The organism is Moritella sp. Urea-trap-13, from assembly GCF_002836355.1.
GTDB lineage: Bacteria > Pseudomonadota > Gammaproteobacteria > Enterobacterales > Moritellaceae > Moritella.
In genome coordinates this window covers 517,288-529,896 of sequence record NZ_PJCA01000031.1, presented here as the reverse complement: position 1 = coordinate 529,896, position 12,609 = coordinate 517,288, and the positions used below count along the sequence as shown (strand labels likewise).

13 protein-coding genes are annotated in these 12,609 nt (G+C 37.1%); 8 read left to right on the top strand and 5 right to left on the bottom strand.

The features are described from left to right. Window positions 1-135: 135 nt before the first annotated feature. Window positions 136-1,047, top strand: a complete 912-nt coding sequence (gene uspE / locus CXF93_RS10345; protein WP_101062442.1) for a universal stress protein UspE — start codon at window positions 136-138, stop codon at window positions 1,045-1,047. Window positions 1,048-1,166: 119 nt separating this feature from the next. Continuing rightward, the gene (gene ttcA / locus CXF93_RS10340) at window positions 1,167-2,096 is read left to right on the top strand and encodes a tRNA 2-thiocytidine(32) synthetase TtcA (RefSeq protein ID WP_101062441.1); all 930 of its coding nucleotides are present in this window, start codon (window positions 1,167-1,169) and stop codon (window positions 2,094-2,096) included. 112 nt (window positions 2,097-2,208) lie between these two features. Here the strand turns inward: ttcA and CXF93_RS10335 are convergent, their stop codons facing one another. Further along, window positions 2,209-2,859, bottom strand: coding sequence for a DUF2987 domain-containing protein (locus tag CXF93_RS10335; RefSeq protein ID WP_101062440.1), 651 nt, complete (start codon window positions 2,857-2,859; stop codon window positions 2,209-2,211). 265 nt (window positions 2,860-3,124) lie between these two features. Here CXF93_RS10335 and potA point away from each other — a divergent pair, with 265 nt between their 5' ends. From potA to CXF93_RS10315, 4 genes are all read left to right on the top strand, one after another. Continuing rightward, a complete protein-coding gene (gene potA / locus CXF93_RS10330; RefSeq protein WP_101062439.1) occupies window positions 3,125-4,228 on the top strand; it encodes a spermidine/putrescine ABC transporter ATP-binding protein PotA in 1,104 nt (367 codons plus the stop codon). Further along, the gene (gene potB, locus CXF93_RS10325) at window positions 4,221-5,078 is read left to right on the top strand and encodes a spermidine/putrescine ABC transporter permease PotB (protein WP_101062438.1); all 858 of its coding nucleotides are present in this window, start codon (window positions 4,221-4,223) and stop codon (window positions 5,076-5,078) included. Before potA ends, potB begins: the two co-directional genes overlap by 8 nt. Continuing rightward, the gene (gene potC / locus CXF93_RS10320) at window positions 5,071-5,847 is read left to right on the top strand and encodes a spermidine/putrescine ABC transporter permease PotC (RefSeq protein ID WP_101062437.1); all 777 of its coding nucleotides are present in this window, start codon (window positions 5,071-5,073) and stop codon (window positions 5,845-5,847) included. Before potB ends, potC begins: the two co-directional genes overlap by 8 nt. 96 nt (window positions 5,848-5,943) lie before the next feature. Continuing rightward, complete coding sequence (locus CXF93_RS10315; protein WP_101062436.1) at window positions 5,944-6,978, top strand: extracellular solute-binding protein; 1,035 nt, start codon at window positions 5,944-5,946, stop codon at window positions 6,976-6,978. A gap of 104 nt (window positions 6,979-7,082) precedes the next feature. On the opposite strand, the gene CXF93_RS10310 is transcribed toward CXF93_RS10315, so the two are convergent. Both CXF93_RS10310 and CXF93_RS10305 read right to left on the bottom strand, forming a co-directional pair. After that, a complete protein-coding gene (locus CXF93_RS10310) occupies window positions 7,083-7,808 on the bottom strand; it encodes an NAD-dependent deacylase (RefSeq protein WP_101062435.1) in 726 nt (241 codons plus the stop codon). Between the two features lie 337 nt (window positions 7,809-8,145). Beyond that, window positions 8,146-8,805: a phasin family protein gene (locus CXF93_RS10305; protein WP_101062434.1), complete on the bottom strand. Its 660-nt coding sequence runs from the start codon at window positions 8,803-8,805 to the stop codon at window positions 8,146-8,148. Window positions 8,806-9,048: 243 nt separating this feature from the next. Between CXF93_RS10305 and CXF93_RS10300 the strand changes: the two genes are divergently transcribed. Both CXF93_RS10300 and radA read left to right on the top strand, forming a co-directional pair. Then, window positions 9,049-10,275 (top strand): threonine/serine exporter ThrE family protein, encoded by a 1,227-nt coding sequence (locus CXF93_RS10300; RefSeq protein ID WP_101062433.1) that lies wholly within the window; start codon window positions 9,049-9,051, stop codon window positions 10,273-10,275. A gap of 85 nt (window positions 10,276-10,360) precedes the next feature. Then, a complete protein-coding gene (gene radA / locus CXF93_RS10295) occupies window positions 10,361-11,755 on the top strand; it encodes a DNA repair protein RadA (RefSeq protein ID WP_101062432.1) in 1,395 nt (464 codons plus the stop codon). Between the two features lie 151 nt (window positions 11,756-11,906). Here the strand turns inward: radA and CXF93_RS10290 are convergent, their stop codons facing one another. Both CXF93_RS10290 and CXF93_RS10285 read right to left on the bottom strand, forming a co-directional pair. Further along, on the bottom strand, window positions 11,907-12,149 hold the full coding sequence (locus CXF93_RS10290; RefSeq protein WP_101062431.1) for a DUF2492 family protein: 243 nt from the start codon (window positions 12,147-12,149) through the stop codon (window positions 11,907-11,909). A gap of 14 nt (window positions 12,150-12,163) precedes the next feature. Then, window positions 12,164-12,598, bottom strand: a complete 435-nt coding sequence (locus CXF93_RS10285) for a YcgN family cysteine cluster protein (protein WP_101062430.1) — start codon at window positions 12,596-12,598, stop codon at window positions 12,164-12,166. Window positions 12,599-12,609 lie beyond the last annotated feature (11 nt).

Below are 12,609 nucleotides of genomic sequence, written 5' to 3'. Positions count from 1 at the left end.
CTCTATAAATAAGAGTACATTTATGGCATCTATCACAAATTGAGATATAGTTAGATAAGTACAATTGTTGATTATGTATAATCAATATAATAAACATATACTTAATCTATATTCAATTTGTTATCAAGGTGCCTTATGAATAAATATAAAAATATTCTAGTGGTTGCAGATCCAGTCAATACACCACAAGTCGCACTATCCCGTGCTTTGTATCTCGCTTCTCAACAAGATAACGTTTCTATTTCACTTCTCCTTGTTATCTATGATCTTTCTTATGAGCTAACGTCACTATTTTCAAGTGATGAGCGTCAATCTATGCAAGATGCGATCGTTTTCGAAGAACAAAAATCGTTTACTAAGCAATTAGATCAAGACTACCCAGATGCTAAAATTAAGCTGAAATTAGTTTGGCACAAGCGCCCGTTCGAATCTATTTTAGAAGAAGCTACGCTTAATAAGCATGATTTAATCGTTAAAACTACCCACAATCACAACAAATTAAGTGCCGTCATGTTCACCCCTACTGATTGGCATTTATTACGTAAAAGCGTATGTCCGGTATTATTAGTAAAAGATCATGAGTGGCCAGTCGGTGGTAATATTGTCGCAGCTATTCAGGTACTTGAAAGCACAAGTTTAAGCTCTGAAGATGATGATTCAATTAATGAACGGATCACCCAAGAAGCATTGGAATTAAAAGACCTTTTGAATGCCAATATACATTTAGCGAATGCATATCCAAGTACTCCTGAGCATATTTCAATTGAGATACCTAACTTTGATGCTGTGGCTTATAATCAAGAGATCGAAACACATCACAAAACGGCTATGTATGCACACGCAGAAAAATTTAATGTCGCAAAAGAAAACGTGCATATACAATCAGGCGCGCCCGAAGATGTGATCGCTGATGTTGTTCAAGCCGTTGATGCTGAATTAGTCATACTTGGTGCACCAACCCGTAATGGTTTTTCTGCATTTCTGATCGGTAATACAGCTGAGATGGTTATTGATTCAATTAACTGTGACCTTTTAGCATTAAAATGATTAAAAAATAATAACCTAGATACTTAAGCGTAGCAGTACACACGGGCTCCGGAACTTGCTTTTCCGGTTTGCTTGGGTATACTGCGCTGCTTACAGCAATATTTATCCTGAGTGTCCGAATGAATCCTGAAAATCTTACCGCTTTAGAAAAAAAGCAATTTGCTAAACTGCAAAAAAAGCTGCGCCATGAAACAGGTAAAGCAATCGTTGATTATAATATGATTGAAGATGGTGACAGAGTCATGGTTTGTTTGTCTGGTGGTGCTGACAGCTTCACAATGCTCGACATTCTAATTCAACTACAAGCTGCTGCACCAATCACTTTTGATATTATCGCGGTTAACTTGGATCAAAAACAACCAGGTTTCCCTGAAGATATCTTGCCCCGCTACCTTGATAACCTAGGTATAGAATATAAGATAGTACAAAAAGATACTTACAGCATTGTTAAAGAAAAGATCCCTGAAGGCAAAACAACGTGTAGTCTTTGTTCACGTTTACGTCGTGGTATTCTTTATAACGCTGCTGTTGATCTGCGTGCGACAAAACTTGCACTGGGTCATCATGCCGACGACATCGTTGAAACATTATTCTTGAATATGTTTCATGGCGCGAAAATGAAAACAATGCCGCCGAAACTTATCTCTGATGATAAGCGCAACATTGTTATTCGCCCACTCGCGTACTGTCGTGAAGCCGATATTAAAGCTTACTCTGCTTTTAAAGCATTCCCGATTATTCCTTGTAACCTTTGTGGTTCACAAGAAAATTTACAACGCCAAGCAGTGAAAAAAATGTTAGCACAGTGGGATGAAGTTAATCCTGGTCGTGTAAATAATTGTTTCAACGCTATCCGCAGTATCGTACCTAGTCACCTTGCAGATACGAACGCATTTGATTTTGTAAATATGACTCTTGAACGTGCAGATGAATTAACTGAGTTCGATACAGCATTCGATACCGAAATTGAAATGGTACCAACTGAGCAATCTAAGTCTGGTGTTGAGAATTTCGATCCAAATGAAATGGTTACTATCATCGAATTATAATAACGCTAGAAGTTAGTTTTAGTTTTAGTTTGTAAAATAGTAAAGCACTGCGCGAAAGCAGTGCTTTTTTTTAACTAAAATATTGTTTTAGCTTATTAAATATCAATTAACGCTAATTGATTTCAGTTAGCGGAACGATGCGTAACGGCTGTTTACTGAATTTGATCCCGGCAATTTTATCGCGAATAATTTCATCTTGTGATATCGAAATTTGTTTACCACTTTTAAATAAAGTGCCACTGGTGGTATAAGCATCAACAGTGTCATCAAAAATAAACTGTACGCCCATCGTCGTTGGTAAATTCATACGGCCAAAATAACCAGCCATATTATTTAAGAACAGATCAAACTCTTCAATTTGCTTAACCAATGTTAACGATGAGTATTCAACCGTGTTATTTTCTGCCGTCATTATCTGAAAAGCGAGGTCACAACTGGCGGTATCTGTCACATTGACATGCAATTTTGCTTTGTCATCGCGTAATTGTTTGTTGTAAGGAAGTAGCAGCTCAGAATCAGCACCAACAGCTACATCTGTAATGGCACCTTCAAAATTAATAAAGGCATTTTCAATCTGACAATGTTTACCTGTCTGACTATTATTAAGAAAAACACCTATCTTTGTATTAACGTATTGTTCTTTTTTACTATTTTTGATTCTGTTATAAAAACCGTCATAACCAACGACTAATTCTTGGGCGCTTACAGAAGGAACAAGGAGACTGGAAAGCAGCACCACTTTAATGAAATGGTTATTGAACATGATCTGATCCTTAATTAATAAGTAAACGGTTAACTAAAATAAAAAGTTATATGCGCTGATTATACCTAAAATCAGCCGTAAGTTTGAGTACATATACCAATTTATTTACTTTTTAAGTTTCAAAAATGACCTGAATATGTTTTTAGTACATTTTTTTGATAGATGTGCAAATTTATGCTTCATTTATGTGAGCTATAGCATTAGAATTCATGCAAATTGTTCATCTTAATAGAATAGGTGAACCTCTTACCATTTAGGTTTATTGATGCTTAATAAAAATCAGAACTCAATCATTAGACTTGCTAACGCAAAAAAGTCATTTGATAACAAAGTTATTATTAATGACTTAACGTTAGATATTTACGATGGCGAATTCGTCACCATTTTAGGCCCTTCCGGTTGTGGTAAAACAACCGTATTACGTGTACTTGCTGGTTTAGAAACGCTAGACAGTGGTGACGTTTATCTTGATGATAAATGTATCACTCAGGTCCCTGCTGAAAAACGCAATACAAATACCGTATTTCAAGGTTATGCGCTATTCCCCCACATGACTGTATTCGAAAATATAGCCTTCGGTTTACGCATGCAGAAAATAGCCGAGCCCGAAATTAAACGACGCGTTGACGAAATGCTTGCGATTGTAAAGCTAACCGATTTTAAATATCGCCAACCGGCACAATTATCCGGTGGCCAGCAACAGCGTGTCGCAATTGCACGAGCTGTGGTTAATCAGCCAAAAGTATTACTACTGGATGAGTCGTTAAGTGCATTAGATTACAAACTGCGTAAAGAGATGCAGAACGAACTTAAGATGCTACAGCGTAAGTTAAATATTACTTTCATATTCGTGACACATGATCAAGAAGAAGCGCTGACGATGTCGGACCGTATTATTGTGATGAATAACGGTAATGTTGAACAGATTGGTACACCGCGCGAAATCTATGAAACACCGACTAATTTATTTGTCGCTAAGTTCATTGGTGAAATTAATATTTTCCCTGCGATAATTGATTCACATGTCGGTGAAGATAAGTACTTAGCCAATGTTCATGGCTGTCAGTACACGATTTCGACAGACCTTACATTAGAGAATAATCAGTCGGTTAACATCTTATTACGACCGGAAGATTTAAGAATTAAAGAAATTGATGACAAGGCAACCTCGGTACAAATTACCGGGCATATTGTTGAACGTAATTACAAAGGTATGACGTTGGACTCTGTTATCCGTTTAGATTCGGGTGAAAGAGTTCAGATTAGTGAGTTCTTTGATGAGGATGATCCTGACTTTGATCATAGTCTAGGACAGAAGGTAGCTGTATCTTGGGTTGAAAGCTGGGAGGTTATATTAACAAATGATTAATTCGTCATTGTTTAAGCGCTTTTCAATCGGGATCTTGCTCGTTTGGTTGAGTGTCTTTGTTTTAATACCTAACTTAATGATCATAGTCACGAGTTTTTTAACTCGTGACGACGCTAACTTAATTGAATTAACATTTACGTTAGACAATTATGTGCGTTTATTTGATCCGTTATATTTTAAAGTATTAACGCATTCGGTATATATGGCAAGTATCGCGACGTTCATTTGTTTGATCATCGGTTATCCGTTCGCTTATACGATCAGTCAACTACCTAAAAAAATGAGACCGATATTGTTATTTCTAATTATTGTGCCTTTTTGGACAAATTCATTAATTAGAACTTACGGCATCAAAATTTTGTTGGCTAAAAAAGGTCTGTTAAATGGCTTGTTACTCAATTTACATATTATTGATAAGCCATTGAAGATGATGTATACCGAGTTTGCGGTTATTTTTGCATTGGTATATATCTTGTTACCCTTTATGATTTTGCCTTTATATTCAAGTATTGAAAAAATTGACAAGAGTTTAATTGAAGCAGCTAAAGATTTGGGTGCATCGAAATTTACTACTTTTTTAAAGGTTGAATTACCGTTAACTATGCCAGGTATTATCGCGGGTATGTTATTGGTGTTTTTACCTGCTATGGGGATGTTTTATATTGCAGACCTTGTCGGTGGCGCTAAAAACTTACTGATTGGTAATACCATTAAAACGCAATTTTTGAATATTCGTGATTGGCCATTTGGTTCGGCAGCAAGTATTACCTTAACGGTGTTTATGGCTGGGTTACTATTTTTCTATTATAAGGTAGGAAAATCGATTAAGAATAGAGGTAATAATGCTTAAACGTCACATATCAAAAGTATTGTTATTACTGGTGTATATCTATTTATATACCCCTATTTTCATTTTGATTGGCAATTCATTTAACGCATCTAAATATGGCTTAAAATGGAATGGCTTTACCACCAAGTGGTATGAATTGCTGTGGAATAACGATACGTTATTACAGGCTGCTTTTAACTCAATTACCATCGCCGTTATAGCGTCGTCAATCGCTGTCGTTATTGGTACACTTGGCGCAGTCGCGTTGTTTAAGCACCAATTTAAAGGTAAAAAGTTTATATCTGGACTACTCTTTGTGGTGATGATGTCACCAGATATCGTGATGGCAATATCGTTATTAGCGTTATTTATTATACTAGGCTTAGATCTTGGTTTCGTTACTTTGCTTATCTCACACATTACCTTCTGTATCCCGTTTGTTGTTATCACGGTGTACAGTCGTTTAAGCAATTTTGACAATTCAATTTTAGAAGCAGGTAAAGACTTAGGCGCGACAGAGGCAACTATCTTTAAACGCATTATTTTACCGATTGCAAAACCGGCGATTATTGCGAGTTGGCTATTATCATTTACCTTATCGCTGGATGATGTAATTGTAAGCTCGTTTGTTACCGGTCCAAGTTTTGAAGTGCTACCACTGAAAATTTATTCAATGGTAAAAGTGGGTGTTTCGCCCGAGGTTAATGCATTAGCGACTATGATGATTTTAATATCAATATCGTTTGTTATTGCAGCGGCCCTAATCAATAAAAATGACAAGTCTGTTTAATTACTTTCTGTCATCGATTATGCAGTCTTGTATGTTGCTTTGTATTAAGTAATACAGTACTGCGATTGTTTACAACTAAATAGAAGAAGAATGATAATGTTTAAAACAACAGTAAAAAGCTTTGCAGTTGCCCTACTTTTTAGTAGCTCTGCTTATGCGACAACAATTAATTTTTATAACTGGTCTGAATATATCCCACCAGGTCTACTATCTCGCTTTACAGAAGAGACTGGTATTAAGGTTGTTTATTCAACTTATGAATCGAATGAATCTATGTATGCGAAATTAAAAACGTATGATAAAAACGGTTATGATTTAGTTGTACCTTCAACTTACTTCATTAGTAAAATGAAGAAAGAAGGCATGCTTCAAGAAATTGATCATAACAAGTTAACGAACTATAAAAATCTTGATCCTTCTTTATTGAATAAAGAATATGATCTAGGTAATCGCTATAGTATCCCGTATATCTGGGGTGCAACTGGCATCGGCGTTAATACTGCCGATATCGAATTAGCATCAGTAACAAGCTGGACAGATTTGTGGGATCCGAAATGGGAAGGTCAATTATTGTTAACTGATGACGCTCGTGAAATTTTCCACATGGCGTTAAAAATACAAGGTCATTCGGCAAACACGCAAGATGAAGCTGAATTAGCACAAGCTTACGAATTGTTAAAAAAATTAATGCCTAACGTGCTGGTATTTAACTCTGATACACCGGCTAACCCTTATATTGCTGGCGAAGTAGAGTTCGGCATGATCTGGAATGGCAGTACGTACATGGCGCAACAAGAAGACAGCGACATCACGATGGTTTATCCAAAAGAAGGCGCGGTATTCTGGATGGACAGCTTAGCTATCCCTAAAAATGCCAAGAACGTTGATGCTGTACATAAACTTATCGACTTCTTATTACGTCCAGAAGTCGCTGCTGAAGTGGCGCTTGAAATTGGTTACCCAACACCGAATCAAGCAGCTAAGAAACTGTTACCGAAAGAATTTACTGAAAACAAGATTGTATTTCCGGATGCAGAAACAATTGCCAATGGTGAGTTCCATTCTGATGTTGGTGAAGCGAATATCATTTACGAACGTTACTACGAAAAACTAAAAGCACAAAATCTGTAAGGTTAGTCGCTAATTAGCTGAATTTTAGATAATAAAAAGGTGCATCTTGTATGCACCTTTTTTGATCTTACTTGATCTTATTTAGTTAGACTCACATCATTAAATCAAAAAAACTGTTTATCTCGAGCCATTAACTCTTCAACCAACTCTCTCACTTCAGCCGTTGCTTTACCAACACGATGTTCTTTAAAATTATCCGATATATGAGTCGCATCAAGATTGATTTCAATTGTATGAGCGCGTGCTTTATTGGCTTCGTTAACAAAATCTGCAGCAGGATATACAGAACCTGACGTACCGATAGCAATGAACAAGTCTGCTTCGCTTAGCGTTTTGTAAATATCATTCATGAATAGCGGCATTTCATTAAACCAAACCACGTGAGGACGGAGGTTGCCTTGCTCTTTACAGCACGGACATTTTAATGATTTCGTTAGTTGCTTATATGGGAATAATTTTTGCGTCTTTTCACAGCGCGCTTTGACTAATTCACCATGCATATGAATGATGTCATTCGCCCCACCACGCTCATGTAAATTATCAATATTCTGAGTAACAATCGTCACACTACCAGTATAGTTTTTTTGTAGTTCTGCGAGTGCTACATGTGCATCATTCGGCTGGATACTTGGTAATGACAATTGATTAAATCTTTGATTATAAAAACTATAAACTAACTCAGGGTTGCGACGGTAGCCATCCAAAGTTGCTATGTCATCGATATGATGCTTAGCCCATAAACCATCACTTGCACGGAATGTTTCAATACCCGATTCAGCTGAAATACCAGAACCAGTGAGGATGACTATGTTGTTATAGGTGTCAAACATTTAACTTCTCTTTGTTATAAAACTTGTATTAACCATACCATTTTTGTGTCTTTCTCGCACGATGAAATAAGCATTTAAGATGATTTATTTGTGTAATGTGATATGAATTTACAACTTACTATTCAAATGATTACAAGTAATCTGTAACAAGTTGTTAAACTTTCAAGGCAAACATAGAATTGTATTTTTCTGGTATGATAAATTGATAAGATAGTCTAGAGGAAATGGAGTATGCCAGTGATAACGGTAGCAATAGCTGTAGTATCTATTTACTACCGTTTATCGATTTACGACTTTAAAAATCAATCAAAGTTAAGAGTAAATTAATCGATTTGTATTATTGCTTTTTTTTCGCTACGTTTTTTTTAACTCGGCGATTAGTTACTTTTTTTGCTGTTTGCTTAACCGCTGCAACTTGCTCAACGACTTCTTTTGCCACTTCCTTTACGATAGGTTGCGCAACAACAGGCGTTACTTGAGTCACAACTTCTGTTACAGCTTCGGCAACATTTTCTACAACAGCTGTCACTTCAGCTGCCACAGTTGCTACTTTCTCAGTTACTACCGCTTCAACTATGTCGATAGCTTCTTTTATAGCTTCAATTTCTGGCGCGGTATCTTGCACTTGCTCAGTTTTTGCTGCTGCAAGTGCTAATTCGATTTGCTCAATTTTATCAATAATGTTGTCGAAGGTACTTGCATCAATATTGGTTAAATTTGAAACTGCGCTATGCACTTTTCCTTGAATCGTGTCGGTTGCACTTTGGCTTACTGACGTCAGTTTATCTTTTTGGTTAAAGATAGTCTGAGTAGTATCAGATTCAAGCTTACGCCCGCGCTCGACTAGCTCATCAAAAATAGATTGGCTTTTAGTCACAGTGTTCGATGCAGATTCATAACCTTTATCATAGGCACCTAGACCAGCTAACCAGATGTTACGTGTGATTTGATCTTTTGCAGACCATACTTGTTTTGCTGCAGTAATTACTTTAGACATAAATAACCCTTTTTGAAGCCACTAATACAATATAATTCATATGTTACATATATTATCTAGGTAAATTAGAAGATACATTCCAAAGTGTTAAATCCTTAATAAGCGTCTCATTGTTTAAATTATTTTGCGATAAACATTGTTTTAACAAATTTCAACTAAATTGAAATTAATACACATTTTTGCTAACAAATTAAGTCAAATAGAACTAAAATAGACCTCTTTTGTTTCTTCCAGAATAAGACTATGCCCAGCCAAACCCATAAACTGAAAATAAATTTTATTATTAAGCTTGGACTTGCATTACATCGTTGTGGTGCAACAAGTTATCGAATTGAAAACCATTTATTGAATTTGGCAAAATTCTGGAATATTGAAGCTAGTTTTCTTGTTACGCCAACTGCTTTCACGTTTATATTTTCGAGTAACCCAGATGATCAACATACGCATATTGTTCGCGTTCAGCCGTCTGATAATGACCTTGGAAAGTTAGCTGTTATCGATGAGATTGTCGAAAAAGTGGTAGATTCACAAGTAACACTTGATGAAGCGATTGAGTTGTTAATTGAAGCAAAGCAACAACCGAGTTTTTATGGCGACAAAACCGAAGCTCTTGGCTGGTGTGTTACCGGCGGTGCATTTGCAATGCTGTTATCGTCTTCTAGCTTAGATATTATCAGTTCGTTTTTATTCTCATTTCTGGTTTTTATCTTATACAAATTATCCGCTCATTCACCACGTTTAGCATCAATTGTTGAGTTTTTTGCTCCGTTTATCTCTGCTATTTTAGCTTGTTTTATCGCCAGCCTTGGTATAACCATCAACGTGCCGTTTGTGATTTTATCATCGGTGATTATTTTTATTCCCGGCCTTGCTATCACAGTGGCGTTGAGTGAGATTGTAAATAAAGATTTGGTATCGGGCACATCAAAGCTAGTCGATGCCACGATGTTGCTGTTCAAACTGTATTTCGGTGCGTTACTCGGAATCACATTAGGTAACTTGATCTGGACTATCGATCCACAAATATTAGATATGAGCTATGCACTCCCAGACTGGAAAAACTATATTGCGGTAATGGCACTATCAACAGGTCTGGTTGTGGCCTTTAATGTGCACAAGTCAGATATGATTTGGGGGATCGCAGCTGGTTTAATCGCCTATGTTGTCAGTACGTTCGCAGCTCAGTATCTAGGCTTTACATTGGGTACCTTCGTTGGTTCGTTTACCGTTGGCTTGTTCAGTAATGTCTATGCGATCATCAAAAACAGACCTGCATCGATTGTATTAATTCAAGGTATTGTCTTGTTAGTCCCTGGTAGCCGAACCTATATGGATTTAAACACTTATATTTCAGGTCATGAAATAATAAACAACATTAATGACAGCGGTTTTGTGTTTATGATCTTCATTGCGATCCTTGCTGGTATGATCTTAGCGAATGCGGTATTACCTGCAAAGAAAAGTTTATGATGTAATCAGGTGGTCAGAATAACTGTATATACATCCATGTACTCATGCTATCATTATGGCATGAGTATTTTTTTGTAGCGAAATCATGGCCAAAACTCCCAAAACTAAAATAAGTTTCCTTTGTTCTGAATGTGGCGCTAATTTTCCACGCTGGCAAGGACAATGTAATGCCTGTAAAGCTTGGAACACGCTCGCTGAATTCAAAGAAGCGACCCTACCAAGTCAGCAGCGAAGTATTGCTTCTCAAGGTGGTTATGCCGGTACACTCGGCAACACCGTCAAAAAGATGTCTGAAGTATCACATGTTGAACTTAATAAGATTAATACCGGGATCGGTGAGCTAGACCGTGTTTTAGGTAATGGCCTTACTGTTGGTTCGATTGTATTGATTTCGGGTGATCCAGGTGCTGGTAAAACTACAATCCTAACGCAGCTATCAGCAAACCTAAGTAAGCAAATGGTGTCGATGTACTGCACAGCAGAAGAAAGCCTCGAGCAATTTAAAAGCCGGGCTATAGAGCGTTTGAAAATCGATTTCATTGAAGATAACTTATTACTCATGTCTGAGTATATCGTTTCTAATATTATGGAGCGTGCGCTCGAAGCAAAAGTTAAATTCCTTATTATTGACTCTATTCAGGCCCTTGAAAGTGAACATTGTAACGGTAGTGCGGGTTCTGTTAGCCAAGTAAAAGGTTGTGCGCAGGAGTTAAGTCGCTTTTCGAAACAGCATGGCATTACGTTAATTATTATTGGCCATGTAACTAAAGGCAGTGACTTAGCCGGACCGAAAACATTAGAACATATTGTTGATACCCTACTCCACATTGAAGTTAACGACAGTATTATACGCACCATTCGCGCGAGTAAAAACCGTTTTGGTGATGTGGACCAAGTTGGTATCTTCCAAATGCACAGTAAAGGCATGCTGTCTGTGGATAATCCGAGTAAATTGTTCCTATCTGGTGCCGATGAGACCGTAGCAGGCTCTGCTATCACTTGTATTCGCGATGGTAATCGTAATTTACTACTTGAAGTACAATGTTTAGTGTCTGAATGTGAAGCTGAGAATCAGCAACGTGTGAGTATTGGCCTGAGCTTCAACCGTTTGAAAATGATAACAGCGGTTCTACGTAAACACGGACGTATCAAACTCTTCCATGATATTTACGTTAACTTGGTTGGTGGTTTAAAATTACCAGAAACAGACACTAGTGCTGACTTAGCTATTGCAGCATCCCTTATTAGCTCACTGAATGATAAAGAGATGTCTCGTAAGCACTGCTTTATGGGTGAGATTTCGCTCAGTGGCGAAGTAAGACCAATTAACGGTGGTGTTCCCCGTGTCAACGAAGCGATCAAGCATGGTTTTGAAGTGATATATATCCCCAAAGCGAACTACCATAAGTCGATGGAGAGCAGTGGTGCTAAAATAATACAGATAGAGAAGATTGGTGATCTGTTAGAAGCTCTTAATTAACTCACCTGCTGATAAGATCATAATCTAATGTTTTGATGCGTTATGTCTAAGCGTTAGATTTAAAGTCTGTTGTTTTAAGTTACAGAAACAATTCTGCATGATGGTCTAAGTTTTTGCTAAAATATAAGGGACAAAACATGTCCCTTATATTTTATTTGTGTTTACAACCACAACTTGTTTGCGCAGTTAAGATACCATCCTGCTCTACAATACGACCTTTCGTCATCATGTTTGCTAATATTTGGTTTTTATCCATGCCTTTTACTTTGCATGTGTGGAATAAACCGACTGGAAACGTTTGCTCTACTAACGTCAGCAACACAGACTCATTCATTCCCGCTGGCTGCGCAGCTAATAATGCAACCACTTCTCTACCATGAACAGATTCAGACATAACACCCTCTAAAATTATAATTTAAACATAATAATGTGATCTTCTAGATCGCCAGCGTCAGATTCAGGCACCGCTTTACCACGAATCGAATAACCCAATTTGTGCATCTCTGATTGACTACCTGTTAGTAGTGGATGCCATTCAGGTAATTCCTTGCCTTCTAAAAGACGCTTGTAAGCACATGTTTCTGGTAACCAATGGAATGCATCAATATCATCGAGTGTGACTTTAAAACAATCAGATACGTACTTAAATCGCTTTTCATATTTTTTACAGCGACATGTTTTTGTGTTCAATAACTCACAAGCGACATTGGTAAAATGAATTTCTTCTGATTCATCTTCAATGATTTTATGTAAACAACACTTACCACATCCATCACAGAGTGATTCCCACTCTGTCTCTGTCATTTTAGCGAGTGTTTTAGTCTGCCAAAATTTTTCAACCATGTAATTAATCT

Excerpts from the sequence above, each read along its gene's own strand:
- CXF93_RS10335 (WP_101062440.1), bottom strand. The coding sequence starts at position 2,859 with ATGTTCAATAACCATTTCATTAAAGTGGTGCTGCTTTCCAGTCTCCTT.
- uspE (WP_101062442.1), top strand. The coding sequence starts at position 136 with ATGAATAAATATAAAAATATTCTAGTGGTTGCAGATCCAGTCAATACA.
- CXF93_RS10290 (WP_101062431.1), bottom strand. The coding sequence starts at position 12,149 with ATGTCTGAATCTGTTCATGGTAGAGAAGTGGTTGCATTATTAGCTGCG.
- potA (WP_101062439.1), top strand. The coding sequence starts at position 3,125 with ATGCTTAATAAAAATCAGAACTCAATCATTAGACTTGCTAACGCAAAA.
- potB (WP_101062438.1), top strand. The coding sequence starts at position 4,221 with ATGATTAATTCGTCATTGTTTAAGCGCTTTTCAATCGGGATCTTGCTC.
- CXF93_RS10285 (WP_101062430.1), bottom strand. The coding sequence starts at position 12,598 with ATGGTTGAAAAATTTTGGCAGACTAAAACACTCGCTAAAATGACAGAG.
- CXF93_RS10315 (WP_101062436.1), top strand. The coding sequence starts at position 5,944 with ATGTTTAAAACAACAGTAAAAAGCTTTGCAGTTGCCCTACTTTTTAGT.
- CXF93_RS10305 (WP_101062434.1), bottom strand. The coding sequence starts at position 8,805 with ATGTCTAAAGTAATTACTGCAGCAAAACAAGTATGGTCTGCAAAAGAT.
- potC (WP_101062437.1), top strand. The coding sequence starts at position 5,071 with ATGCTTAAACGTCACATATCAAAAGTATTGTTATTACTGGTGTATATC.
- ttcA (WP_101062441.1), top strand. The coding sequence starts at position 1,167 with ATGAATCCTGAAAATCTTACCGCTTTAGAAAAAAAGCAATTTGCTAAA.
- radA (WP_101062432.1), top strand. The coding sequence starts at position 10,361 with ATGGCCAAAACTCCCAAAACTAAAATAAGTTTCCTTTGTTCTGAATGT.
- CXF93_RS10300 (WP_101062433.1), top strand. The coding sequence starts at position 9,049 with ATGCCCAGCCAAACCCATAAACTGAAAATAAATTTTATTATTAAGCTT.
- CXF93_RS10310 (WP_101062435.1), bottom strand. The coding sequence starts at position 7,808 with ATGTTTGACACCTATAACAACATAGTCATCCTCACTGGTTCTGGTATT.